Annotated in this window: 22 protein-coding genes; 16 read left to right on the top strand and 6 right to left on the bottom strand. The window is 68.8% G+C overall.

From position 1 onward, the window contains the following. Positions 1 to 77 precede the first annotated feature (77 nt). The 3 genes from E0H75_RS28605 to E0H75_RS28595 all read left to right on the top strand — a co-directional run bounded on the left by E0H75_RS28605 (position 78) and on the right by E0H75_RS28595 (position 4,957). Positions 78 to 329, top strand: a complete 252-nt coding sequence (locus tag E0H75_RS28605) for a WhiB family transcriptional regulator (protein WP_020389877.1) — start codon at positions 78 to 80, stop codon at positions 327 to 329. Between the two features lie 243 nt (positions 330 to 572). After that, on the top strand, positions 573 to 3,485 hold the full coding sequence (locus E0H75_RS28600; RefSeq protein WP_131516776.1) for a glycosyltransferase family 2 protein: 2,913 nt from the start codon (positions 573 to 575) through the stop codon (positions 3,483 to 3,485). Next, positions 3,482 to 4,957, top strand: a complete 1,476-nt coding sequence (locus E0H75_RS28595) for a DUF5719 family protein (protein ID WP_131516775.1) — start codon at positions 3,482 to 3,484, stop codon at positions 4,955 to 4,957. Before E0H75_RS28600 ends, E0H75_RS28595 begins: the two co-directional genes overlap by 4 nt. On the opposite strand, the gene E0H75_RS28590 is transcribed toward E0H75_RS28595, so the two are convergent. Then, complete coding sequence (locus E0H75_RS28590) at positions 4,958 to 5,341, bottom strand: DUF3499 domain-containing protein (protein WP_131516774.1); 384 nt, start codon at positions 5,339 to 5,341, stop codon at positions 4,958 to 4,960. A gap of 31 nt (positions 5,342 to 5,372) precedes the next feature. Here E0H75_RS28590 and E0H75_RS28585 point away from each other — a divergent pair, with 31 nt between their 5' ends. The 8 genes from E0H75_RS28585 (at position 5,373) to E0H75_RS28550 (ending at position 12,607) form a co-directional block, all read left to right on the top strand. Continuing rightward, the gene (locus E0H75_RS28585) at positions 5,373 to 5,819 is read left to right on the top strand and encodes a metallopeptidase family protein (protein WP_238163331.1); all 447 of its coding nucleotides are present in this window, start codon (positions 5,373 to 5,375) and stop codon (positions 5,817 to 5,819) included. Positions 5,820 to 5,920: 101 nt separating this feature from the next. Beyond that, positions 5,921 to 7,009 carry a Gfo/Idh/MocA family protein gene (locus E0H75_RS28580; RefSeq protein WP_131516773.1) on the top strand — a complete coding sequence of 363 codons (1,089 nt, stop codon included), beginning with the start codon at positions 5,921 to 5,923 and terminating at the stop codon, positions 7,007 to 7,009. After that, positions 7,002 to 7,745, top strand: coding sequence for a ThuA domain-containing protein (locus tag E0H75_RS28575; protein ID WP_131516772.1), 744 nt, complete (start codon positions 7,002 to 7,004; stop codon positions 7,743 to 7,745). Before E0H75_RS28580 ends, E0H75_RS28575 begins: the two co-directional genes overlap by 8 nt. A gap of 37 nt (positions 7,746 to 7,782) precedes the next feature. Beyond that, a complete protein-coding gene (locus E0H75_RS28570; protein ID WP_131516771.1) occupies positions 7,783 to 9,168 on the top strand; it encodes a phosphomannomutase/phosphoglucomutase in 1,386 nt (461 codons plus the stop codon). Then, complete coding sequence (locus tag E0H75_RS28565) at positions 9,169 to 9,372, top strand: Trm112 family protein (RefSeq protein WP_131352674.1); 204 nt, start codon at positions 9,169 to 9,171, stop codon at positions 9,370 to 9,372. It abuts the gene before it with no gap. Further along, positions 9,372 to 10,448 (top strand): SIS domain-containing protein, encoded by a 1,077-nt coding sequence (locus E0H75_RS28560; RefSeq protein WP_131516770.1) that lies wholly within the window; start codon positions 9,372 to 9,374, stop codon positions 10,446 to 10,448. Before E0H75_RS28565 ends, E0H75_RS28560 begins: the two co-directional genes overlap by 1 nt. Beyond that, positions 10,442 to 11,614, top strand: coding sequence for a mannose-6-phosphate isomerase, class I (gene manA / locus E0H75_RS28555; RefSeq protein WP_131516769.1), 1,173 nt, complete (start codon positions 10,442 to 10,444; stop codon positions 11,612 to 11,614). Before E0H75_RS28560 ends, manA begins: the two co-directional genes overlap by 7 nt. A 33-nt stretch (positions 11,615 to 11,647) precedes the next feature. Next, the gene (locus E0H75_RS28550) at positions 11,648 to 12,607 is read left to right on the top strand and encodes a cation diffusion facilitator family transporter (protein ID WP_131516768.1); all 960 of its coding nucleotides are present in this window, start codon (positions 11,648 to 11,650) and stop codon (positions 12,605 to 12,607) included. A 158-nt stretch (positions 12,608 to 12,765) separates the two neighbouring features. Here the strand turns inward: E0H75_RS28550 and E0H75_RS28545 are convergent, their stop codons facing one another. Continuing rightward, entirely contained in the window at positions 12,766 to 13,125 is a 360-nt protein-coding gene (locus tag E0H75_RS28545) for a MerR family transcriptional regulator (protein ID WP_131516767.1), read from the bottom strand. A gap of 121 nt (positions 13,126 to 13,246) precedes the next feature. Between E0H75_RS28545 and ahcY the strand changes: the two genes are divergently transcribed. After that, on the top strand, positions 13,247 to 14,683 hold the full coding sequence (gene ahcY / locus E0H75_RS28540; protein WP_131516766.1) for an adenosylhomocysteinase: 1,437 nt from the start codon (positions 13,247 to 13,249) through the stop codon (positions 14,681 to 14,683). Positions 14,684 to 14,738: 55 nt separating this feature from the next. Here ahcY and E0H75_RS28535 read toward each other — a convergent pair whose 3' ends face one another. Next, positions 14,739 to 15,683, bottom strand: coding sequence for an RDD family protein (locus E0H75_RS28535; RefSeq protein WP_238163330.1), 945 nt, complete (start codon positions 15,681 to 15,683; stop codon positions 14,739 to 14,741). A 91-nt stretch (positions 15,684 to 15,774) separates the two neighbouring features. Here E0H75_RS28535 and E0H75_RS28530 point away from each other — a divergent pair, with 91 nt between their 5' ends. Then, on the top strand, positions 15,775 to 16,770 hold the full coding sequence (locus E0H75_RS28530) for a stage II sporulation protein M (protein ID WP_131516765.1): 996 nt from the start codon (positions 15,775 to 15,777) through the stop codon (positions 16,768 to 16,770). Positions 16,771 to 16,797: 27 nt separating this feature from the next. Then, complete coding sequence (locus E0H75_RS28525; RefSeq protein ID WP_131516764.1) at positions 16,798 to 17,565, top strand: DUF1206 domain-containing protein; 768 nt, start codon at positions 16,798 to 16,800, stop codon at positions 17,563 to 17,565. Between the two features lie 14 nt (positions 17,566 to 17,579). Here the strand turns inward: E0H75_RS28525 and E0H75_RS28520 are convergent, their stop codons facing one another. The 3 genes from E0H75_RS28520 to E0H75_RS28510 are packed head-to-tail and all read right to left on the bottom strand — an operon-like array spanning position 17,580 to position 20,673. Beyond that, positions 17,580 to 19,169 (bottom strand): ABC transporter permease, encoded by a 1,590-nt coding sequence (locus E0H75_RS28520; protein WP_131516763.1) that lies wholly within the window; start codon positions 19,167 to 19,169, stop codon positions 17,580 to 17,582. Further along, positions 19,166 to 20,062: an ABC transporter ATP-binding protein gene (locus tag E0H75_RS28515; RefSeq protein ID WP_131516762.1), complete on the bottom strand. Its 897-nt coding sequence runs from the start codon at positions 20,060 to 20,062 to the stop codon at positions 19,166 to 19,168. The genes E0H75_RS28520 and E0H75_RS28515 overlap by 4 nt, the downstream gene beginning before the upstream one ends. 2 nt (positions 20,063 to 20,064) lie before the next feature. Next, positions 20,065 to 20,673 (bottom strand): TetR/AcrR family transcriptional regulator, encoded by a 609-nt coding sequence (locus tag E0H75_RS28510; protein WP_131516761.1) that lies wholly within the window; start codon positions 20,671 to 20,673, stop codon positions 20,065 to 20,067. Between the two features lie 176 nt (positions 20,674 to 20,849). On the opposite strand from E0H75_RS28510, the gene E0H75_RS28505 reads away from it, so the two are divergent. Both E0H75_RS28505 and E0H75_RS28500 read left to right on the top strand, forming a co-directional pair. Then, positions 20,850 to 22,646 (top strand): ABC transporter substrate-binding protein, encoded by a 1,797-nt coding sequence (locus E0H75_RS28505; RefSeq protein ID WP_131516760.1) that lies wholly within the window; start codon positions 20,850 to 20,852, stop codon positions 22,644 to 22,646. Next, complete coding sequence (locus tag E0H75_RS28500) at positions 22,643 to 23,674, top strand: ABC transporter permease (RefSeq protein WP_131516759.1); 1,032 nt, start codon at positions 22,643 to 22,645, stop codon at positions 23,672 to 23,674. The genes E0H75_RS28505 and E0H75_RS28500 overlap by 4 nt, the downstream gene beginning before the upstream one ends. The last annotated feature ends 71 nt before the right edge of the window (positions 23,675 to 23,745 follow it).

Here is a 23,745-nt window from a genome sequence, read left to right as displayed (position 1 = left end):
GGTCAGGCATGTGGACCGCAAACCCACATGTACAGGGGAACGAACAGGGTCGAGGAGGTCGTACCGTGACAGAGCTGATGGCGATTGTCGACGGTGAGGCGATCGAGGAGGAGCCGAACTGGCAGGAAAGGGCGCTGTGTGCCCAGACCGACCCGGAGGCTTTCTTCCCGGAGAAGGGCGGTTCCACCCGCGAGGCGAAGAAGGTGTGCCTCGGCTGTGACGTGCGGGGCGAATGCCTCGAGTACGCACTGCAGAACGACGAGCGCTTCGGGATCTGGGGCGGCCTGTCGGAGCGGGAGCGCCGCAAGTTGAAGAAGAAGGCCGTCTGACGGTCGAAACCCGGCACACAACTTCATCAGGACTTTCCGCGTGGCCCCGCCGACGTACAGTCGCCGGGGCCCGCGGCTGTCCGGGGGCTGGGCCGACGGCTGTATGGTGAGTCCTCGCTACGACTCCGGTCGTGGTAGGTCGTGTCTGGTGGTCCAGCGCCGTCGCGAGCAGTGCCGCGCAGTAGGCGATGGACCGCCAGACACGACCAAGGCATTCCGCAACCATCGAGGTCATAGCTCCGCATGGAACAAGAAGCTCCGGCCGGCTGGGAATTCTTCGACTCCGTCGACTTCCCGACCGACCACATCGACGACCCGATGGGTCGGCCGCGAGTCCGGCACGTCGTCACCGCGGTCGTGGTCGGGCACGAGGGTGCCGCTTGGCTGCCCCGGTTGTCCGAGGCGCTCTGGGCGCTGAACCCGCGCCCGGACCGGCTGATCGCGGTCGACACCGGCTCCACCGACGAGACGGCCGAACTATTGGCCGCGATGCCCGGTGCCGAGCCCGTCGTCAGCGTGTCCGCGCGCACCGGATTCGGCGTGGCGGTCGCCCGCGGCCTGGAGGCGGTCGGCTTCGCACCGATCCCATCCGCGGTCGGCCCGTACGGCGACGACGGTCACATGCCGGTGGTCGAGTGGCTGTGGCTGTTGCACGACGACTGCGCACCGGCTCCGAAGGCGCTCGAGCAATTGTTGCTCCAGGCCACTATCACGCCGGCCGTCGGTGTCTGGGGCCCGAAGCTGCGGCTCTGGCCGCGCGACCGCGAGCTGCTCGAGGTCGGCGTCACCACGTCGCTCGGCGGCCGCCGCGACACCGGCATCGAGACCGGTGAGCTCGACCAGGGTCAGCACGACCAGCCGCGCAACGTGCTCGCGGTCAGCTCGGCCGGCATGCTGGTGCGTCGCGATGTCTGGGAAGCCTTGCACGGCTTCGATCCGCGGCTGCCGATGTTCCGCGACGACATCGACTTCGGCTGGCGGGCCAGCCGGGCCGGCTTCCAGGTCGGCGTCGCACCGGACGCGGTCATCTACCACGCACAGGCCGCCGCGACCGGCGAGCGTGCGCTGGCCGGCACCCGACGGCACGCGTATCAACTCGACCGTGCACACGCGTACTACACGGTCCTCGCCAACGCGCCCGGCAAGCTACTGCCGCTGCTGATCCTGCGTTTCCTGCTCGGGACGATCCTTCGCTCGATCTGGTTCGTCATCGGGAAGACGCCGTCCGGTGCGGTCGACGAGTGGACCGCGTTGCTCGGCACCCTGCTGGCCGGCGGTTGGACGCAGGCGCGCAAGAATCGCCGCAGCCTCGATCGCGTCCCGTACGACGACATCAAGGGACTGTTCTCCCGGTCCGTGCACGCTTTGCGGCACAACCTGGAGGAGACGACCAGCACGATCTCCGAGCGGATCCGCGAAGCCTGGGCGGACGAACCGGAAGAGCAGGTCGTCACCACTGCCCGGCGAGCGAAGTCGACCGCACGCGTGGCCGCCGACAAGCCGCGCTGGCGCCGTCAGCTGATCCGCAGGCCGTTCCTGGTCGCCTGGGTCGTCCTTGCGCTCGGTGCGTTCATCGCTGCTCGCAGTCTGATCGGTGGCGGCGTACTGCGCTCCAACGTGCTGTTGCCGGCGCACGAAAGCCTTGCCTCGCTGTGGCATGCGGCCTCCGCCGCGCCACCGGGTGTCACCCCTCCTGCTTGGCTGGCGCAGTTCTGGGCCTTCTCCACCGTGATGTTCGGTCCGACCGGCGCGGTGAACATCCTGCTGCTCGGTGCGGTCCCGCTGGCCGGTCTTTCCGCATGGGTGTTGCTGCGTGCGTTCGTCGTCGACCGGGTGGCGCGAGCTTGGGGCGCTTCGGCGTACGGGCTGGCTGTGTTCACGAACGGCGCTATCTCGCAGGGCCGGATCGGGACGTGTGTGGCCGCGATTGTGCTGCCGCTGCTGGGTGCCGCCGTCCACACCATCGCCCGGCGGCGTCGCGTGGTCGTCCAAGGCTCCTGGCGGGCAGCGTGGTTCGCCGGTATCTGCCAGGCCGTGCTGTTCGCGTTCACACCGGCGCTGGGTCTGCTGGTCAGCATCACTCTGGTCTTCGGCGGCGTGCTCCGACTCGGTTGGCGTCGGCAGGGTCGTCAGCTCGTGTTCTCCGTCGTACTGGGTCTGCTGCTGGTGTTGCCGTGGACGGTCCAGTTGGTGCTGCACCCGGCGCGGCTCGGCCAGGAAGCCGGTGGTCCACCCACCGCCTCCGTCGGACCGGGCGACAGCCTGGCGCACTTGCTGACCGGTACGCCGGTTGGTGCGCCGGCACCGTGGTGGTTCGCCGTACCGCTGATCCTGGTGGCGCTGATCGCTCTGCTGCGGGAGTCGCGGCAGCGGTACGAGCTGCTCGGGTGGTTCGCCGCCCTGGCCGGTCTGGCCGGGACGCTGATCGCCAGCCGGCTGGGCGGTGGCAGTGGACCGCTGATGTTCTTGATGACCGCGGGCTGGATCGTCGCTGTGGCAGTGGCGTGGGACTCGGTCGGCAAGTCCACCGAGATCATCGTGCAAGGTGTGCTCGGGATCGTGCTGGTGACGACGATCGTGACAGCCGGGTTCTGGCTGGTGCGTGGCGCCGATGGCCCGTTGTGGCGTGGCCCGGCGCAGGACCTGCCGGCGTACCTGGCGTCGTCGCAGGCACCGCCGCAGAACGCGTCGATTCTCGTTGTGCGCAAGGACCCCGGCAACGCGATGCGGTACTCGCTGGTGAAGGACGGCGGTCCGCGGATGGGTGCGCTCGAGGCGGCGCCGACCGCGGTGCAGTCCAAGCCGATCACCGACGTACTGTCGACGCTCGGTGGTGGCGGTAGCGGTGAAGAGGGACGGCAGTTGGCCGGACTGGCGATCGACTACGTCTACCTGCCCGCTCCGGTGGATCAGAACCTGCAGTCGACGCTGGACTCCCTGCCCGGTCTGACCCGGGCCAGTGCGGCCGACGGCGACGCGTCCTGGCTGGTGGACCGCTCGAAGATCAAGGGTGAGACGCCGCTGCATGACCAGACCCACACGCTGTGGCGGATCCTCGGCATCATCGCCTGGATCATCGCGCTGATCTTCTGCCTGCCGACCGTACGGCGCACTGTCGCGGTCCCGCACGGCACCCACGCGAGGAGGGACCGGTGAGCCGGTTGCTGTCGGACGTGCGCGTTCGGGTCGGAGCTTGTGTGCTGGCGATGGCTGCCATCGGCGGCCTTGGCCTGGTCACCCAGGCGAAGGAGCCGAAGGCCCGGGCCGAGGGTGTGACCGAGCCGGCGCGTTCGGTGGTGAACCGTACGGCGCTGTCCTGCCCAGCACTGGCCCCCGGCGGCAAGACGTCCAGCATCGTGAGCGCGGTGTCGCCGACCCTTCCGGAGGGCACGCCTGTCGCGGCCGGCAAGGAGGTGCCGCTGCAGATCACACCGCTGCCGAGCACCGCGAATCCGGTCGGGTCGGTGCTGGTCCGCGGCAAGGTCGGTTCGACCGGTGCGGTCACCAAACCGGCCGAGTTGTCGATCCAGGGCACCGGTCCGCTCGCCGCGGGCACAGTCGGCACCAGTACGACGGTCTCCGCCGAGGGTGTGAACCTGGGCATGGCGAGTGCGCCGTGTCAGGTGCCCGGCTCGGACTTCTGGTTCGCCGGTGCGAGCACGGACCGGCGCGACGCGCTAGTGCTGACGAACCTGGACAGCATCAACGCCGAGGTCAACGTCACCGTCTACTCGAGCAACGGCCAGCTGGACCTGCCGAACGCCCGCGGTCTGGTCGTGCCGGCGCGCGGGACGATCCCGCTGTACCTGCGGCAGATCGCACCGGGCGCGAAGGACGTCGCGCTGCACGTCCAGTCGACCGGCGGCCGGGTGGCGCCCGCGCTGCGGAGCAACGCAACCAAATCGAACGGCGAGCCAGGCGGTGTGGACTGGCTGAGTCCGTCGGCCGCGCCGGCGACGAAGGTGTATGTCCCGGCTGCCGCACCCGGCGCCGGACTGCGGATCCTGTCGATCGCGAACCCGACCGACCTGCAGGCGACAGTCGGCCTGACCGTGAACGGGCCGAACGGTCCGTTCAAACCGGCCGGACTGGAGACGGTGCAGGTCCCGGCCGGCGCAGTGAAGACGATCAAGCTCGACCCCGTGCTGCACGGTGACGCAAGCGCTGTCACGCTGGCGTCGGACGAGCCGGTGACTGCCGCGATGCGGATGGTGGACTCGAGTGGGAGTGACTTCGCTTCCCTCGGATCGGCCGAGCCGCTGACCGGACCGGCGTACCTGGTGCTGCCGTCGCACCGGCAGCCCGCTGTGCTGCAGGTGACGGCGCCGGGTAAGCCCGCGAGCGTGAAGTTCGAGCTGCGGGACGCGGCTGGACGAGTGCTGAGCACGCGGACGCTCGACGTCCCCGCCGGCAGCACCAGCCCGATCCCGTTCAAGGCCCAGCCCCGGCCGACGTACCTGATGGTGGAGCAGACCCGCGGGGAGATCGTTGCCGGGGTGACGCTGATGCCGGCCGAGAAGCCGGACGACGACGACATCGCCCAGGTGGCGGCCTGGCCGCTGACGACGTCACTGGTGTTCCGGGCTCAGCTGGGCGCCGAGCCGGATGCGCGGGCTGCGCTGAGGTAGTCAGCCCTCGGAAGTGTTGGCGCCCGGGTCCTGCAGCATCCGCAGGTGTCCGCGACGGGCGACCTCCACGGGCGCGCCCGGCGTACCGGCACCTGGCTCCCGGGGCGGCAGCGGCCTGGCGGCCTCGCGGACCGCGTTGGCCAGCGCCTCCAGGTCGTCCGAGGACGGTCCCGCCGCGGCCGGGTCCGGAGCGAGCCGGATGACCTCCCAGCCGTTCGGAGCCGTCAGCCGGTCCGCGTGGGCGGCACACAGGTCGTAGCAGTGCGGTTCGGCGTACGTCGCCAACGGGCCGAGCACACAGGTGGAGTCGGCGTACACATAGGTGAGCGTCGACACGGCCGGCTGATGACAGGCGGCGCGCGAACAGATCCTGGCGATGCTCACGACCAGACATTACGCCCACTAGGCTGAGCGCGTGACCGAGGCTCGCCGTCATCGCAGGCACATCGACCGCCATGGCCGCGGCATGCTCGGCCCGATCAGCCGGCCGAGCCGGTTCGCGCCGCGCGGTCTGCCGTTGCAGCGGTCCGGCGCCGCGCAGTTCGACGAGGTGGTCGCGATCGAGGTGACCCGGCTGGAGAAACGGCTGCCGCAGGTCGTCGCCCGGGTCGAGTTCGCCATCGAGGACGTGCCGAACCTGGGCCTGGACGCGAGCGAGATCCCGCTCACCCACTCCACCGGCGGTACGTCGCACGAGCCGTACCGGATCGTGGTGTTCCGCCGCCCGATCGAGCTGCGGGCCGAGCGCTCCGCGACCAGCCTGGCCTGGCTGGTCCGATCCGCGCTGGTACTCGAGCTGGCCGACGTACTCGCGCTGTCGCCGGAGCAGATCGACCCCGACTTCGACGCCGACGACGACTGAATCCGGCGCGACAGGCCCGTCGGTCCGCCGGTGTTCGAACATGTTTCGTACTGTGGGAAGCGGTTTGTGTCCGTCGTTGTCAGTGCGAGAGGATCGTGGGTGTGAACGATCAAAGACTGCGAGTCGGGGTTGTCGGGCTGGGCTTCGCCGGGCGTACGGCGCTCGAGGCGTTCTCGGAACTGCCGGACGTCGAGGTGGTGGCGCTGGCCGGGCTGGAGAAGGACCTCCTGACCACCCTCGGCGAGAAGCACGGCGTACCGCACCTCTACGAGAACTGGGAAGACCTGCTCGAGACCGAGGGTCTCGAAGCGGTCAGCATCGGTACGCCGACACAGCTGCACGCCCCGATCGCGCTGAAGGCGCTGGGCAAGGGCCTGCACGTGCTGTCGGAGAAGCCGCTGGCCCGGACGGTCGCCGAGGGCACCGCGATGGTCGAGGCCTCCCAGCGGGCCGGCCGGGTGCTCAAGGTGGTCTTCAATCACCGCGAGCGCGGTGACGTCGCGGCGCTGAAGCACCAGATCGACGAGGGACAGCTGGGCCGGATCTACTACGCGAAGGCGCACTGGATGCGCCGCAACGGCATCCCCGGGATGGGCGGCTGGTTCACCAACCGGGAGCTGTCCGGCGGCGGTCCGCTGATCGACCTCGGCGTGCACATCCTCGACATGGCGCTGCACCTGCTGGGCGAGCCGTCGGTGACCACGGTCTCGGCGAACACGTTCGCCGAGCTCGGCCCGCGCGGTCGTGGCAGCGTCAGCAGCGTGATCCGGCCGACGGTCGACACGCTCGGTTCGAAGTTCGAGGTCGAGGACCTGGCCACGGCGTACCTGCGGCTCGAGGGTGGCGGCGCGCTGCAGCTGGAGACCAGCTGGGCCACCTACCGGGCGCCGGGCGACAACTTCGGCATCGAGCTGTTCGGCACCGAAGGCGGCGCCAAGATCGAGGTGCAGAACTACACCACCGAGGACACGCTGCGGATCTTCACCGACGTGGCCGGCGTCCCGGCCGAGGTGAAGCCCGCAACCGGTGCGGGACTCGGCCACCGCGGAGTGGTGCGGGAGTTCGTCCGGATCGTCCGCAGTGGCGACTGGGAAGGTCAGAACGGGTCCGAGGCGCTGCTGAGGACCGAGGTCATCGACGCCTGCTACGCCTCGGCGAAGGCGGGACGAGAGGTTGTTCTCCATGACTGATCCGATTCGTGTCACCGTCTGGGGCGAGAACGTCCACGACCAGCGCGACGCCTCGGTGCAGAAGGTCTACCCGGACACGATGCACGAGACGATCGCGGCCGCGCTGCGGTCCAAGCTGGGCCAGGACGTGGTGGTCCGGACCGCGTGGCTGCAGCAGCCCGAGCACGGCCTGACCGAGGAGGTGCTCGCCGAGACCGACGTACTCACCTGGTGGGGTCACGCGGCGCATGGCGATGTCGACGACGCGATCGTCGAGCGGGTGCAGAAGCACGTGCTGTCCGGGATGGGCCTGATCGCGCTGCACTCGGCGCACTTCAGCAAGATCTTCATCAAGCTGATGGGCACCACCTGCTCACTGGACTGGCGGGCCGAGAACGACCGTGAGCTGATCTGGACGGTCGCGGCCGGCCACCCGATCGCGCAGGGCATCCCGCACCCGCTGGTGATCGAGCGCGAGGAGATGTACGGCGAGCTGTTCGACATCCCGCAGCCGGACGAGCTGGTGTTCGTGAGCTCGTTCACCGGCGGCGAGGTGTTCCGCTCCGGCTGCTGCTACCGCCGCGGCCAGGGCCGGGTGTTCTACTTCCGCCCGGGTGACCAGGAGTACCCGACGTACCACCAGCCCGAGGTGCAGCAGATCATCGCCAACGCTGCCAAGTGGGCCGCTCCGACCAGCCCGCGCCAGCTCCCGGAGGTTCACCACCGCAAGGACATCGGCTGGTTCGAGCGAGCCTGAAATACGACTTCTGGGGTGGGCCGGATAGGGTCCACGCATGGTTGACGTTGCGGCGATCTTCAAGGCGTACGACGTACGAGGGGTCGTCCCGGACCAGCTGGACGAGTCGGTGGCCCGGGCGACCGGGGCGGCGTTCGTCGAGGTCCTGGACGTCCTCGCGTCCCCGGGGGCGGTTGTGGTCGGCTACGACATGCGGCCGTCCAGCCCGGCGCTGGCAGCCGCGTTCGCTGAGGGCGTGACGAGCACCGGCGCGGACGTGGTCGACATCGGCCTGGCCTCCACCGACCAGCTGTACTTCGCATCCGGCCGGCTCCAGCTGCCCGGTGCGATGTTCACCGCCAGCCACAACCCGGCCCGCTACAACGGCATCAAGATGTGCCGTGCCGGCGCGTCCCCAGTCGGCACGGAGTCCGGTCTGCGCGACATCGCGGACCTGGTCGCCAAGACCGTCGCGGAGGGCCCGGTGCCCGTCGCCGTGCCGGGCAAGGTGAGCCGCAAGAACCTGCTGACGGCGTACGCCGACCACCTCAACGACCTGGTCGACCTCAGCGGCATCCGCCCGCTCACGGTCGTCGTCGACGCCGGCAACGGGATGGGCGGCTACACCGTCCCGGCCGTGTTCGCCTCCGGTCCGGTGCGGATCATCCCGCTGTACTTCGAGCTGGACGGCAACTTCCCGAACCACGAGGCGAACCCGCTGGACCCGAAGAACCTGGTCGACCTGCAGGCCAAGGTCCGCGAGGCCGGCGCCGATCTCGGCCTCGCCTTCGACGGCGACGCGGACCGCTGCTTCGTCATCGACGAGAAGGGCGACCCGATCTCGCCGAGCGCGGTCACCGGTGCGGTCGCGGTCCGGGAGCTGGCCAAGCACCCGGGCTCGGCGGTCATCCACAACCTGATCACCTCCAGGGCCGTGCCCGAGCTGATCACCGAGCACGGCGGGACGCCGGTCCGGGCCCGGGTCGGGCACTCCTACATCAAGCAGAAGATGGCCGAGACCGATGCCGTGTTCGGCGGCGAGCACTCGGCGCACTACTACTTCCGGGACTTCTGGCGGGCCGACACCGGCATGCTGGCCGCGCTGCACGTGCTGGCCGCGCTCGGTGAGCAGGACAAGCCGGCCAGCGAGCTGTTCGCCGAGTACGAGCGGTACGTCGCGTCCGGAGAGCTCAACAACAAGGTCGACGACGCCGCGGCCACCACCGCGGCGATCGAGGACACCTTCGGCGACAAGCCCGGCATTACCGTCGACCATCTGGACGGTCTGACCGTGTCGGCGCCACAGTGGTGGTTCAACGTCCGTGCGTCGAACACGGAACCGCTGCTACGGCTGAACGTCGAGGCCGCGGACCGGTCCACGATGGAGCGCGTCCGTGACGAAGTACTGGCCCTGATCACCGGTGCATCGGTGGAGGAGAACTGAATGGCTGTCAACCTGGACCCGGACCTGCTGAGCATCCTGGTCTGCCCGAAGTGCCGCTCGGAGTTCCGCGTGGACGACGAGGCGAACGAACTGGTCTGTACGAACGCCGCCTGCGCCCTGGCCTACCCGGTCCGTGACGACATCCCGGTGCTGCTGATCGACGAGGCCCGGGACACGAGAGACACCGAATCCGCGGACAGCTGATGAGCTCCTTCGACGACTCGCGGCTGGACGACCCGGCCGCGCTCCAGGCGACCGATCACCTGCTGCGGCGCCTGGCGATGGCCGGTGCGCGCGTCCGGGCCGAGCTGGAAGCGGCCGAGGAGGCCCTGTCCAAGGTCGACACCGACGGCTTCCGGCCGCGTGCGGTGCTGGCCGCGGGCCGCGATGCTCGACTGGTCCGTGCAGTGCTGGAGCCGGTCTGCCCGGTGCCGTTCGTGGCCTGGCCCGGTCCGGGCCTGCCCGGCTGGGCCGGTCCGCTCGACCTGGTGATCGTCCTCGGTGGAGTCGGCCCCGATTCCGACGCAGAGTCGGCCGCCTCCGAGGCAGAACGACGTGGCACCGGCCTGATGGTCGCCTGCCCGCCGGACTCCCCGGTCGCACGCGCGTCCGCGGGCGCGCGGCACGCCATCCGGCTGCCGTCGCAGTCCGACGACCAGCTGGCCTCGGCTGTCGCCGTACTGCAGGGGCTGCACCAGATGGAGCTCGGTCCGGTGGTGGACGCCAAGTCGGTCGCGTCGATCCTGGACGACGTCGCGATCGAGTGCTCGCCCAACACCGACGTGGCCTCGAACCCGGCGAAGGACCTCGCGCTGGTCCTGGCCGACGCGCTGCCGTTGGTGTGGGGTGGATCAGTCCTCGCCGCACGGGCGGCACGCCGAGTGGTCGAGGCGATCCGGCTGGCGAGTGGCCGGCCCGCTCTGGCCGCTGACGCCGGGCACCTGCTGCCGGTGCTGAACCAGCCGCCGCGCGACCTGTTCGCCGACCCGTTCGACAAGGCGGAGGAGCTGCGGCCCGCTCTGGTCATCCTGGACGACGGCACGGACGACCCCGGGGTCACCGAGCACCGCCACAAGCTGGAGGACAAGGCAGCGCGTCACGACGTGCGGGTCAACGTGGTCACGCAGGCCGAGGGCACGGACATCGCCCGGTACGCCGCTCTGTCGCAGCACGGCCGCTACGCCGCGGCGTACCTGGGTATCGGCCTGGGTCGCTACGGCACTCCGATCGACTCCGCCCCGGACGAGCCAGGGAACCCAGCGGAGGATCCAGCGTGGTAGTGCCGTTGCTGAACACCATCCGGGACTACGCCTGGGGTTCGCGAACGGCGCTCCCCGAGCTGATGGGCGTGGAGCCGGACGGCCGCCCGCAGGCGGAGCTGTGGATGGGCGCGCACGAGTCCGCGTCGTCCGTCCTGCCGTGGGGCGATTCCCTGTACGACGTGGTGTCCGCCGGGCCGGCCGACGTACTCGGGCCGGAGACCGCCGAGCGGTTCGAGGGGCGGTTCCCGTTCCTCGCCAAGCTGCTGGCCGCCGAGCAGCCACTGTCGATCCAGGCGCACCCGTCGCAGGAGCAGGCGATCGACGGGTACGCACGGGACGAGGCCGCCGGCATTCCGCGGGACGCGGCCGACCGGAACTACAAGGACGCGTGGCCCAAGCCGGAGATCCTGATCGCGCTCGGGCGGTTCGAGGCGCTGGTCGGGTTCCGGCCGCTCAACGCGACGGTCGCGCTGCTGGACGCGCTGGCGCCGGTGGGGTTCGAGGAGCTCACCAGCCTGCTGCGCAACGGCAAGCTCCAGGACGGCTTCACCCAGTTCATGGGCAGTGACCGGGACACGATTCGTCCGCTGGTCTCGGCTCTCGGTGAGGCCTGTGCGCAGTACGCCGGGGACGCGTTCGCCATCGAGCGCGAGACGCTGGCCAAACTCTGCGCGGACTTCCCGGACGATCCCGGCGTACTCGCGGCGCTGCTGCTGAACCGGGTGCGGCTGGAGCGGTTCGAGGCGGTGTACCTGCCGGCCGGGAACGTGCACGCGTACCTGTCCGGGTTCGGGTTCGAGGTGATGGCCAACTCCGACAACGTGTTGCGCGGCGGTCTGACCAGCAAGCACATCGACGTACCGGAACTGGTGTCAGTGGTCGACTTCGAGCCGCTGACCGATCCGGTGCTCACCGCGCCCCCGGTGGTTGACGGCGTGGCGACGTACGAGACCGGTGCCGAGTACTTCGCCATCCACAGGGTCGACCTGGACGACGGCGAACGGACGGTGGCCGGCGTCGGTCCGCGGATCGTCTGCTGTGTGGCCGGATCGGTCGAAGTAGGGGCCGCAGGCACCGAGTCGGATGTGACGTTGTCCGCCGGTCAGTCCGCGTTCGCCTCGGGACCCGAAGGACCCTGTATCTTGCGTGGTTCCGGCACGGCGTTCGTCGTGTCCGCGCGCTGAAACCACTGACTGTATACGGAGGACCTGGACAACATGGCTGGTGGCGGAACCAAGGCCGTCGTCGCGGCGCTGCTGGCGAACACCGGTATCGCCGTCACCAAGTTCGCCGCGTGGGGGCTGACCCAGTCGGCCTCGATGCTGGCCGAGGCGATCCACTCGGTCGCCGACGCCGGTAACCAGGTCCTGCTGCTGGTCGGCGGGAAGCGGGCCCAGCGCGAAGCCGACGAGCTGCACCAGTTCGGGTTCGGCCGGGAGCGGTACGTCTACTCGTTCATCGTCGCGATCGTGCTGTTCAGCGTCGGCGGCCTGTTCGCGCTGTACGAGGGCTACCACAAGGTGCACGATCCGCACCCGATCGAGCACTGGAAGTGGGTGCCGGTCGCCGTCTTGCTGATCGCGATCGTGATGGAGTCGTTCTCGTTCCGGACCGCGATCGTCGAGGCGAACAAGCTGCGTGGGCCGGTGTCGTGGCCGCGGTTCATCCGCAACGCGCGGGCGCCGGAGCTGCCGGTGATCCTGCTGGAGGACTTCGCCGCCCTGACCGGCCTGGTGCTGGCGCTGATCGGCGTCTCCCTGACGCTTGCCACCGGCAACGGTGTGTTCGACGGCCTGGGCTCGATGGCGATCGGTGCGTTGCTGGTCTGTGTCGCGATCTTCCTCGCGATCGAGATGAAGTCGCTGCTGCTCGGCGAGTCCGCGACCCGCGAGGCGCAGCAGAAGATCGTCGACGCGATCGAGAACACCTCCGGCGTCCAGCGGCTGATCCACATCAAGACCCTGCACCTCGGCCCGGAGGAGGTCCTGGTCGCCGCCAAGGTCGGTGTCGAGCCGACCACCGACGCCGCGGTCGTGGCCGAGACCATCGACGCCGCCGAGCGCGCCATCCGCGCCGCCGAGCCGATGGCCGTCCACATCTACCTCGAGCCCGACGTCTACGAGGAGAACCACGTCCCCGACGAGCGCCCCGCCGTCCCCGAGGCACCGTCGCACTGAGCCCACCCGAGAGACCGAACGCACCGCCGTCCGCCCGTCCATTTGAGTGGATATCCCGTCAGATGCACCCTTCTTTGGTCGTATTTCGGGGGGAGAACGAGCAAGTTCAGGGGTTCTCCCCTCAAATGAACGTGGGGGGCAGTGAGATGGGCGGGCTGTCAGCGGGGTTTGGGTGGGAGTACGCCGGAGCGGCCGAGCCAGCGCAGAGCTCGGTCTCTGTCGATCTGGGACTGGGTCGGCGGTGTGGTGAGCCGTCCGGTGCGGTAGCCGAGGTTGCGGATGTCGGCTGCGACGGACGGTTCGGCCAGGGCTCTGAGGGCGAACGCCAGGGCCGCCGGCGTCACGTCGTACCGGCGTTCGAGGTCCAGGGCGAGTTGGACGGCGGCGAGGTCACGGTCGTCGTACTGGCGTTGTGCGGTCTGCCCGGAGCGTGAGCGGGGAAGCAGGCCGAGGGCCTCCCGGTACCGGAGCATCCGCGGGGTCGTGCCCAACCGCTTGGCGGCCTCGGTGATGCGCATGGGGACAATCTTGACATTTCGGTGTTAGAAACGCGGCACAGGCGATCAATCGGTAGGGTTCGGGCCTCTAGGCTCTGGCACGCAGGAAGCAATCAACAGTCTTCAGGGGAGCGGGAACGGTATGACGTTCGATTACAAGGTGGCGGACCTCGGTCTGGCCGAGTTCGGCCGCAAGGAGATCCGGCTGGCCGAGCACGAGATGCCCGGCCTGATGGCGATGCGCGCGCAGTACGGCGACAGCAAGCCGCTGTCCGGCGCGCGGATCATGGGCTCGCTGCACATGACGATCCAGACCGCGGTGCTGATCGAGACGCTGACGGCGCTCGGCGCCGAGGTGCGGTGGGTCTCCTGCAACATCTTCTCGACCCAGGACCACGCGGCCGCCGCGGTCGTCGTCGGCCCGGACGGTTCGGCCGACGCCCCGGCCGGTGTCCCGGTGTTCGCCTGGAAGGGCGAGACGCTGGAGGAGTACTGGTGGTGCACCGAGCAGGCCCTGAAGTGGCCCGGTGAAGAGGGTCCGAACATGATCCTGGACGACGGCGGCGACGCCACCATGCTCGTCCACAAGGGCACCGAGTTCGAGAAGGCCGGCGCCGTACCGGACCCGTCGACCGCGGACTCCGAGGAGTACGCCGTCGTGCTGTCGCTGCTGACCCGCACGCTGCGCGAGGAGCCGCAGCTGTGGACCACCATCGGCCAGGGCATCAAGGGTGTCACCGAGGAGACCACCACCGGCGTGCACCGGCTGTACGAGATGCACAAGGCCGGCGCGCTGCTGTTCCCGGCGATCAACGTGAACGACTCGGTGACCAAGTCGAAGTTCGACAACAAGTACGGCTGCCGGCACTCGCTGATCGACGGCATCAACCGCGCCACCGACGTACTGATCGGCGGCAAGGTCGCGGTCGTCTGCGGGTACGGCGACGTCGGCAAGGGCTGTGCGGAGTCGCTGCGCGGCCAGGGCGCCCGGGTGATCGTCACCGAGATCGACCCGATCTGCGCGCTGCAGGCCGCGATGGACGGCTACCAGGTGACCACCCTGGACGACGTGGTCGGGATCGCCGACATCTTCGTCACCACCACCGGCAACAAGGACGTCGTCACCGCCGACCACATGGCCGCGATGAAGCACCAGGCGATCGTCGGCAACATCGGCCACTTCGACAACGAGATCGACATGGCCGGCCTGTACAAGGTCGCGGGCATCGAGCGGGTCAACATCAAGCCGCAGGTCGACGAGTTCCGCTTCGCCGACGGACACACGATCATCGTCTTGTCCGAGGGCCGGCTGCTGAACCTCGGCAACGCGACCGGCCACCCGTCGTTCGTGATGTCGAACTCGTTCACCAACCAGGTGCTGGCCCAGATCGAGCTGTTCGTGAAGACGGCCGACTACCCGACCGAGGTGTACGTGCTGCCCAAGCACCTCGACGAGATGGTCGCCCGCCTCCACCTCGACGCCCTCGGCGTCAAGCTGACCGAGCTCTCCAAGGAGCAGGCGAACTACCTGGGTGTTCCGGTCGAGGGCCCGTACAAGGCCGAGCACTACCGCTACTGATCCCCCCATCCCCACGAAAGGCGCCCCGCCACCCGGCGGGGCGCCTTTTCGTTGGCTAGGACCACTCGTTGCTGCCGGGCGCTGCCCAGCCTTGCGCGTTGACTGCGGCGGGATGTCCGTCCAGGACCGGCCGAGGTACGGCGAAGGGGCCAGGGGGAGCCGGCACCGGCGGAGGCAGGACGCCGTACGGGCTGGGTGGCGCGTACGCCGTGGGTGGCGCGAACGGACCGGTGTGGGCGGGGCGGGCCGTTGCCAGGCGGTTCAGCTCTCGGCGACGGCGTTCGGCCAGTACGGCGGACAGGTACGCCGGAGCGATCATTGGCACGGGTGGAGCGGGTGCAGTGACCTGGCTGACGCGGTAGGCCAGCGCGTCACCCAGTGCGATCCGAGCGTCGGGCTGCAGTTCGGTGAAGCGCCCGAGGTAGTCCCGGGCGGTGTTGGCGAGCTTGTCGGACAGCCGGGACAGCTCCAGCGACTGCGCCCACTGCACCAGGTGGCCGGCCACGAACAGCGGCGGCGACGTCATCGGCTGGTGCCGCTCGCGGATCACCACGGTGCCCGACACCATGTCCCCGATCCGCTTGCCCTGCTTGTTCATCAGGCTCGCCACGATCCCCGGGCAGGCCGCGAACCACGGCGCGAAGTCCACGAAGAACCAGAACAGCGTCCGCACCAGCGCGTGCCGGAACCGGATCGAGCTGCCGTCGTCGCGGACCACCTTGAGCCCGAGCACCATCTTGCCCAGCGTGCGGCCGCGGGTCAGCGTCTCCATCACGACGCGGTAGCCGACCGCGACCAGCAGGATCACGATGAAGATCAGCGACACCGCGAGCGCCTCGCTCGCATCCCCACCGATCAGGAAGCCGGCCAGCAGCGAGATCAGCACGCTCAGCACAATGACCTGCAGGAGTACGTCGATCGCACACGCCAGCGCCCGCGTCGGCATCCGCGCGATCCGCACCTGGAGGACGACCGCTTCCCCTGTGACCAGTTGAGACACTCCGTCGCCCCCTCCCGTCTCGACACGGTGTCCGACACTTTGTCCGGCTAGTCTGCCAGCGCAAGGAGCCAGTCAGGGGAGGAGGTGCGCTGTGGACGTCGAGGCGTTCGTCTCGGTGCACCAGCCGCAGTGGGACCGGCTGGCCTACCTCACGCGTCGCCAGCGGCGTCTGAGCGGCGCTGAGGCCGAGGAGCTGGTCACGCTCTACCAGCGTGTCGGAACGCACCTGGCCGCGCTCCGGGCCGCCGGCGCCGACCCAGTCTCCATCGGACGGCTGTCCGGCTTGATCGCCGACGCCCGTGGTGCCGTGACCGGCGCGCAAGCACCCGTCTGGCGCGACATCTCGAAGTACTTCCTGGTCAGCTTCCCGGCCGCGCTCTACGCGTCCAGACGCTGGTGGGTCACGATCGGCCTGATCTTCTACGTCGTCGTGGCCTGGTCGGCCTGGCGGATCATCGCGCATCCCGAGGTGGTCGACTCGATCGGTACGCCGGACCAGATCCAGCAACTCGTCGACCACGACTTCGAGTCGTACTACTCGGAGAACCCGGCCCGGGACTTCGCACTGCGGGTCTGGATCAACAACGCGACCATCAGCGCCGCCGTGCTCGCGCTCGGCATCTTCCTGATCCCGTCCGTCTTCATCCTCTGGGACAACGCGCTCAACCTCGGCGTCAGTGCCGGGCTGATGATCAGCCACGACCGGGGCGGCCTGTTCTTCAGCCTGATCACGCCGCACGGCCTGCTCGAGCTGACCACGGTCTTCGTCGCGACCGCGGCCGGCCTGCGGCTCGGCTGGTCCTGGATCGTGCCCGGCGCGCGGACCCGGATGCAGGCACTCGCCCAGACCGGTCGCGCGACCGTTGGGATGGCCATCGGCCTGGCCGCGATCCTGCTGGTCACCGGGGTGATCGAAGCGTTCGTCACGCCGTTCCTCCCCGGCCCGGTCCGGATCACGATCGGCATCGTGGCCGAGCTCGGCTTCTTCGTCTACGTCTGGACCCTCGGCCGCCGCGCCGCCCGCTCCGGCGAGTACGGCGATATCGACGAAGCCGACCGCGAGGCCGCCGCGCCCGTCTCGGCCTGACCGTTTGCCCGTGGGCACCGGAGTCGGGTGAAGACTGCCCAGGAAGTCAGGACGAGCCAGTGGTACGGCGTGGCGATCACCGTCGGGTTGATCGCGTACGGCGTGGTGTACCTGCTGATCGCGTGGATCGCGCTGCAACTCGCCTGGGGCAAGTCGTCGGAGGAGGCGTCCCAGCAGGGCGCGCTGCAGGAACTGGCCGGCAAACCGCTCGGCGGCGTACTGCTGTGGATCGTCGCGATCGGCCTGTTCGCGCTGGTGATCTGGCGTGCCCTCGACATCGCGTTCGGCCACCTGGACCTCTCCCGGACCGCGACGTCGGTGGGACGCGCGATCGTCTACCTGGTGCTCGGAGTGAGCGCGGTGAAGATCGCGATGGGCTCGGGCGGATCCAGCGCCGGGCAGTCGCGCACCATGAGCGCCCGGCTGATGGGAAACGGCGCCGGACGGGCGCTGATCATCGCGATCGGTGTCGGCATCGTGGCGGTCGGCGTACACCAGCTGTACAAGGCGGTGACGAAGAAGTTCACCGAGGACCTGGTCGGCGGAGTCTCCGACACGACCATCCTGCTCGGCCGGATCGGGTACGCCGCCAAGGGCATCGTGTTCGTGGTCGTCGGCATCCTCTTCGCCTGGGCCGCGATCGACTACGACCCGCAGAAGGCCGGCGGCCTCGACACCGCACTCCGCACGGTCAAGGACCAGCCCTTCGGCCCGGTCCTGCTGACCATCCTCGCGCTCGGCCTGGCCGCCTTCGCCCTCTACGCCTTCATCTGGTCCCGCAACGCCCGCAAGTGATCAGCCACCGTTCACTAGCCGATCGGTACGTCTCGGCGGCGCCAGCCGGCCAGGCCGATGCAGCCGACGACGACAGTGATCGCCAGCAGGACGATCAGTGGGGTGGCTGAGAGGGATCCGCCGGGGAGGCGCGGGAGGTGGGTGAACGGGGAAATGTCGTTCGTCCAGTCGGCGAGTTGGACGCCGGCGTTGGTGAAGCCGATCAGGATGCAGATGCCGGGACCGGCCCACGCCGCTGGAGAGATGCGCGGGAAGAGACCGAAGATCGCGAGCGCGATCGCAGCCAGCAACCACACGGCGGGCAGTTGCCCCAGGGACGCACCGATCAGCCGGGGAATCTGCTTGCCGACGTCGTCAACCGCCAACCCATAAGCGAGTCCCGCGGTGAGCCCGGAGGCGAACAGAGCAAGCGCCGGACCGAGCACGCCGAACAGCAGGTGACTACCAGCCCACCGCACTCGCCCGGTCGCGGTGGCGAGCACCGGCTCGGCCCGTCCACTCGTCTCCTCCGCCCGCAACCGCAGCGTCGCCTGGACGGCGTACGCGGACGCGATCAACCCGAGGATCGTCATCACCCCGGCGAAGAACGAGTCGATCAACCCGGCCGAACCACCGAGCCGCTCGAACATCTCCTTGGCCTTCGGCTCGTCACGCAGGATGTCGCCGACCCCTTCGGCCACACCGCCGAACAGCAAGCCCAGCAAGGCGAATCCGACCGTCCACGCCGCCAGCAACCCACGGTGCAACCGCCAGGCCAGTCCCAATGGCGAACCCAGACTGCCCTCGGCCGGTCCCAGTCGGGCCGGCAAGAGTCCGGCACCGACGTCCCGCCGTACGGCGAGATTGATGGCGACGGCAACGAGTACGGCGGTTGCCGCGAGCATCACCACGGCCAGCCACCATCGGTTCTCGCCGTACGGGTGGATGCGTTGCGCCCAGGCGATCGGCGACAACCAGGACAGGCAAGCCAGCGGGCCGTCCGTATGTGCACTCGTGTCACCCACAGCCCGCAGTACGTACGCCGCCCCGAGCACACTGATCGCGATACCGCGCGACGTCCCGGCGTTGGCGGACAGCTGCGCGGCGACAGCACCGACTGCGGCGAAGAACCAGCCGGTGGTGGCAAATTCGGCGCCGATGGCAACGGATCCGGACCATGGCAGGTCCTGGCTGTGCATGCCCAGGGCAAGCAGTACGGCGAGCACCAGGTTCGCACCGAACGTCGACAGCAGGGCGGCTGCGAGTCCCGCGTGCCGGCCGACGACGCTCGAGCCGAGCAGCTCGCTGCGCCCGGTCTCCTCCTCGACGCGGGTGTGCCGGATCACCGTGAGCAGACTGATCAGCCCGACCATCACCGGTACGAATCCCAGCCGCCAGGTGACGAACTCACCGAGACTCGTCCCGGACAGTTCGCCGTACAAGGTGATGAAGCCGGCGTTGTTCGCGTAGTCGAGCCGCGACTGCGCGGTCGGGAACAGGTCGCCGTACTGCTTGACGTAGCTCATCGGGATCGCGCACAACACCACGATCCAGATCGGCAGGATGATCCGGTCCCGGCGCAGGATCAGCCGGATCAGACCGCCGGTGCCGGCGAGGGTCTTCATTTCGCCGCCTCCGGTTCGTACAGCCGCAGGAACAGCTCCTCGAGCGACGGCGGCTGACTGACCAGACTCCGTACGCCGATCTCCGTCAGCCGGCGCAGTACCGGGTTGATCTCGTCGGTGTCGACGTCGAACCGGACCAGGCCGTCCTCGACGCGCAGGTCGTGGATGCCGTCGAGCTGGGCGAGTCCGTTCATCGCGCCGGCCAGCTCGGCCCGGATCGACGTCCGGGTCAGGTGCCGCAGCTCGGACAGGGTGCCGCTCTCGACGGCACGACCGGCCCGGATGATCGTGACCCGGTCGCAGAGTGCCTCGACCTCGGACAGGATGTGGCTGGACAGCAGGACCGTCCGGCCGTCCCGGTCAGTGACCTCCTGGACGACCTCGCGGAACACTTCCTCCATCAAGGGGTCCAGGCCCGAGGTGGGCTCGTCGAGCAGCAGCAGCTCGACGTCTGAGGCGAGCGCCGCGACCAGCGCGACCTTCTGCCGGTTGCCCTTCGAATAGGTGCGGGCCTTCTTGCGCGGGTCGAGGTCGAATCGCTCGAGCAGGTCGGCCTTGCGCTTCTTGTCCAGCCCGCCGCGCATCCGGCCGAGCAGGTCGATCGCCTCGCCGCCGGACAGGTTCGGCCACAGGGTCACGTCGCCGGGGACATAGGCGAGCCGCTTGTGCAGGTCGGTGGCGTCCGACCACGGATCGCTGTCCAGGAGCCGTGCGGTACCGGAGCTTGCCCGGGTCATCCCGAGCAGGATCCGGATCGTGGTGGTCTTCCCCGCGCCGTTGGGGCCGAGGAAGCCGTGCACCTCACCGGTTCGCACCGTGAGGTCGAGGCCGTCCAGGGCCCGGGTCCGCCCGAATGTCTTGACCAGACCTTCCGTGCTGATCGCAGCCGGCATGATCAGTTCTCCTCAGATCTCTTCCGTAGTTGTTCGGCTTGTTCTTCAGTGATCAGGGGGATGGTGAAGATCTCCATCAGCCCCTGGCCGATCCGCGCGTACCCGGCCGGCGTGGTGATGTCCTCGCCCAGCGCCTTCGAGACCTGGTCGCGGAAGACGAAGACGCTCAGCTTGATCGCGGCCATCGCGGCCGCGTAGGCCCGCCGGTCGGTGGGGTGGATGCCGTAGGCGGTGGACCACTCCTCGATGCTGTCGACGGCGCCGAGGAACAGTGCGGTCGCCGTCTCCGAGCCGTCCATCATCGAGCGGACCAGGTACAGCTGCAGCGGAAACACCCGCGGATGCAGGGTTGCCGGGTCGAGCGCAGCGACCCCACCCGCGTCGGCGAGCTCCTCGCCGACCTCCAGCATCCGTTCCTTCGCGTACTCGTCGCAGGCGTCGCGCAGCGCCTCCTTCGACCCGAAGTGATGCCGCACCAGCCCGGACGAGACGCCGGCCTCCGCCGCGATGTCGCGGATGCTCGCGCCCTCGATGCCGCGCTCACCGAACAGGCGGACGGCCGCGTCCCGGATCCGGGCTCGGGCGGTCAGGTCGTCGATCGGACGGTCCATGGTGCTCCTCTCGCTACACACAAGAGCAAACTCCTACACGATCGTGTAGTCAAGTGGAAAATGATTACGACTTCTGGAAACAGATGTGTGACAAATTTCCGCACCTCGTTGACAGGAGAGCGCTTGCTGGTGTGGTTTCGTCACCAAACCAACACGCAGGGTGGAAGGTGGGGCGGATGAGGAAGCTGTTCGCAGCGATCGCGGCGCTGGGTCTGCTGGTGGTGTCTCCCGGCACGGCGCAGGCCGCCGAGCCGGCGAAGAAGGTCGTGAAGGTCGGGGTCACCCAGTCGGTCGACTCGATGAACCCGTTCCTGGCCGTACGGCTGGTGACCGGGGCGATCCAGCGGTTGATGTACGGCTTCCTGACCGTGCCGGACTCGAAGACGCTGCAGCCCAGCCCGGATCTGGCCGAGTCCTGGAAGACGTCGCCGGACGGGCTGACCTGGACCTTCACGATCCGGCCGGCGAAGTGGTCCGACGGGCAGCCGATCACCGCCGACGACGCGGCCTGGACGTTCAACAAGATGATTACCGACGACGCCGCCAAGTTCGGCAACGGTCCGGCGGTGGCCAACTTCGCCAGCGTGACCGCGAACGGCCAGGAGCTGACGATCAAGCTGAAGACCCCGCAGGCGTCGATGCTGGACAACCCGGTCCCGATCATGCCCAAGCACATCTGGGAGAAGGTCAAGGACATCTCGAAGTACGAGGCCGACGAGTTCCCGACCGTCGGCAGCGGTCCGTACAAGGCGGTGGAGTACAAGAAGGACCAGTTCGTCCGGCTCGAGGCGAACCCGGACTACTGGCGCGGCCGGCCGAAGATCGACGAACTGCAGGTGATCTTCTACGACAACCCGGCCGCCGCGATCGTCGGCCTGAAGAAGGGCGACATCGACCTGATCGGCCGGCTGAACCCGCCGGACTTCGAGGCGATCAAGGGCGATGCCAACATCGTCCAGTGGAACACCCAGGGCCGGCGGGCGTCGTACCTGCAGATCAACCACGGCGCGACCACCACGGACAACAAGCCGATCGGTGACGGTCATCCGGCACTGAAGGACGTGCGGGTGCGGACCGCGCTGCACTACGCGATCGACAAGCAGAAGCTGGTCGACGAGGTACAGAACGGGCTGGCCAAGCCGGCCGACGGCTCGATCATCCCGCCGCTGTACAAGGACTTCTTCTGGGCGGCCAGTGGCGACGAGAAGGTGACGTACGACGTTGCCAAGGCCAACAAGATCCTCGACGACGCGGGTTACAAGAAGGGGCCGGACGGCATCCGGACGATGCCGGACGGGTCGCGCAAGCTGCAGTTCCGGTTCAGCATCCACACCGACACCCCGATCGAGGACAAGCTGGCCGAGTACCTGACCGGCTGGTTCAAGGAGATCGGCATCGGCCTGAGCACCAAGCGGCTCGACTCCACCAAGTTCACCGAGGAGACCGGCGTCACCGCGCTGTTCGACATCGCGATCAGCGGCTGGTCGGTCAACCCGGACCCGGAGGAGGTCCTCGGTACGCACCTGTGCAGCCGGCGTCCGACCGCGTCCGGCCAGGGCGGCGGGACCGAGTCGTTCTACTGCGACCCGCAGTACGAGGACCTGTACCTGCAGCAGCAGAAGGAGCTCGACCGGCCGAAGCGCGCCGCGATCATCAAGAAGATGGAGGAGCGGCTCTACACCGACGCTCCGGTGATCGCGCTCTACTACCCGAACGACCTCGAGGGCTACCGCAAGGACCGGATCGCCAGCATCACGCCGATCCCGGAGGACAACGGCCTGCTGTACGGCGGCAGCGGCTACTGGCCGTTCTACACGGTCGACACGGTCACCCCGGACGGTGGTGAGGACGGGATCAGCGGTGGAGAGCTTGCCGGCATCATCGGTGGTGTCGCGGGTGGTGCCGTGGTGGTTGCCCTGGGCGCCTTCGTGATGATGCGCCGCCGCCAGGACGTCGCCGACGAGCGCGAATGACGGTCACCCAACCGGCCGTCGAGGCTCTGGAGGAGAGCCCGGCCCGCTACGGTCTGCTGCGGTACGCGGCGGCCAAGGCGGGCGGGGCCCTGCTCAGCATCGCGATGGTGATCGTCGCGACGTTCTTCCTGTTCCGGTTGCTGCCCGGCGATCCGGTGCGGGCACTCGCCCAGGGCCGCAACATGACGCCGGAGCAACTCGATCTCGAACGGGCCCGGCTCGGTCTGGACAAGTCGATCCCCGAGCAGTTCGTGCATTTCGTCAAGCAGACGCTGCAGTTCGACCTCGGGACCTCCTACGAGTACAAGCGGCCGGTGATCGATCTGATCGGTGAGCGGATCGGCTCGACCCTGCTGCTGACCGGGACTGCGCTGGTGATGGCGGTCAGCCTCGGGATCTGGCAGGGCGCCCGGGCCGGGTGGAAGCCGGGCAGCCGGTTCGACAAGTTCTCCACCGCGATCTCGCTGGTGCTGTGGTCGGTGCCGACGTTCTGGCTCGGGCTGCTGCTCCTGATGGTGTTCGCGGCCGGCATCGGGCCGGTCCCGGGCGTCTTCCCGACCCGCGGTATCTCGAGTGTGGACGCGCCGGGCGGTCTCGGGTACGTGCTCGACGTCGCCCAGCACATGGTGTTGCCGTGTCTGACCATGGTCGCGGTCGTGTACGCGCAGTACCTGCTGGTGATGCGGTCGTCGGTGCTGGACGAGGTCGGGCAGGACTACATCACCACGGCGCGGGCGAAGGGGTTGCGCGACGACGACATCCGGCGGAGGCACGCCGTACCGAACGCGTTGCTGCCGACGGTGACGCTGGTGTTCATGCGGATCGGATTCGTGGTCGGGGGTGCGGTGACGGTCGAGGCGATCTTCAGTTGGCCGGGGCTCGGGCAGTTGTTCTACGACGCGATCCGGGTGCCGGACTTCACGTTGATGCAGGGCACGTTCCTGCTGATCACGGTGTCGGTGATCGTGATGAACACGCTGGCGGACGTCGTCTACCACGTCCTTGACCCGAGGGTGAGGTCGGCATGAACGAGCGAAGCGAGTTCATCATCAAGCACAGCGCATCTTGTGTCTCATCCGCGCCCGGAGCGAAGCGAGGA

It is taken from the genome of Kribbella capetownensis (genome assembly GCF_004331485.1).
Taxonomy (GTDB): Bacteria; Actinomycetota; Actinomycetes; order Propionibacteriales; family Kribbellaceae; genus Kribbella; species Kribbella capetownensis.
This window is presented reverse-complemented; position numbering and strand designations above follow the sequence as displayed.

Bases quoted from the DNA above. Each gene is read 5' to 3' on its own strand.
- E0H75_RS28605 (WP_020389877.1), top strand. From the start codon at position 78: ATGGCGATTGTCGACGGTGAGGCGATCGAGGAGGAGCCGAACTGGCAG.
- E0H75_RS28600 (WP_131516776.1), top strand. From the start codon at position 573: ATGGAACAAGAAGCTCCGGCCGGCTGGGAATTCTTCGACTCCGTCGAC.
- E0H75_RS28575 (WP_131516772.1), top strand. From the start codon at position 7,002: ATGACTGATCCGATTCGTGTCACCGTCTGGGGCGAGAACGTCCACGAC.
- E0H75_RS28570 (WP_131516771.1), top strand. From the start codon at position 7,783: ATGGTTGACGTTGCGGCGATCTTCAAGGCGTACGACGTACGAGGGGTC.
- E0H75_RS28565 (WP_131352674.1), top strand. From the start codon at position 9,169: ATGGCTGTCAACCTGGACCCGGACCTGCTGAGCATCCTGGTCTGCCCG.
- E0H75_RS28560 (WP_131516770.1), top strand. From the start codon at position 9,372: ATGAGCTCCTTCGACGACTCGCGGCTGGACGACCCGGCCGCGCTCCAG.
- E0H75_RS28550 (WP_131516768.1), top strand. From the start codon at position 11,648: ATGGCTGGTGGCGGAACCAAGGCCGTCGTCGCGGCGCTGCTGGCGAAC.
- E0H75_RS28545 (WP_131516767.1), bottom strand. From the start codon at position 13,125: ATGCGCATCACCGAGGCCGCCAAGCGGTTGGGCACGACCCCGCGGATG.
- ahcY (WP_131516766.1), top strand. From the start codon at position 13,247: ATGACGTTCGATTACAAGGTGGCGGACCTCGGTCTGGCCGAGTTCGGC.
- E0H75_RS28520 (WP_131516763.1), bottom strand. From the start codon at position 19,169: ATGAAGACCCTCGCCGGCACCGGCGGTCTGATCCGGCTGATCCTGCGC.
- E0H75_RS28515 (WP_131516762.1), bottom strand. From the start codon at position 20,062: ATGCCGGCTGCGATCAGCACGGAAGGTCTGGTCAAGACATTCGGGCGG.
- E0H75_RS28510 (WP_131516761.1), bottom strand. From the start codon at position 20,673: ATGGACCGTCCGATCGACGACCTGACCGCCCGAGCCCGGATCCGGGAC.
- E0H75_RS28505 (WP_131516760.1), top strand. From the start codon at position 20,850: ATGAGGAAGCTGTTCGCAGCGATCGCGGCGCTGGGTCTGCTGGTGGTG.
- E0H75_RS28500 (WP_131516759.1), top strand. From the start codon at position 22,643: ATGACGGTCACCCAACCGGCCGTCGAGGCTCTGGAGGAGAGCCCGGCC.